The organism is Seonamhaeicola marinus, from assembly GCF_008085455.1.
Map to the genome: position 1 here is coordinate 555 of NZ_VSDQ01000014.1, position 357 is coordinate 911.

At 31.7% G+C, this 357-nt stretch carries 1 protein-coding gene; it reads left to right on the forward strand.

Annotated elements, in window-relative coordinates; genetic code table 11:
* Positions 1-202: hypothetical protein (locus tag FUA24_RS25485; protein ID WP_246146911.1), on the forward strand; the 202-nt coding region annotated here is incomplete at its 5' end.
* Positions 203-357: the final 155 nt, after the last annotated feature.

Consider the following 357-nt stretch of genomic DNA (forward strand, 5'->3'; position numbering starts at 1 on the left):
TTGGGAGTTTTACAAAGACCAAGTTTTACCATTAACAAAAGAGCAAAAAACAGGTGCATTACTGGCATATAGAGAAGGCGAAATTGATTATACTGCATTTACGCAGTTGATAAAAGAAGCAATTCAATCGGAACTTGAAGCACAGACTGCATTAGTAAACTATTTAGAAAGCACATTTCAATTACAATATTTTAATCAATAAGACAATGAAAAATAAAATATATAAAATTCTTACCGTAATGGTGTTAACCATTTTTGTTTCAGCTTGCGGAAATAAAGAAAATCATAACGAGAATGATGGCCATTCCCACGATGAGGAAGAAAAAACAGAAGTTAATGAAGAACATAATGAAAGCG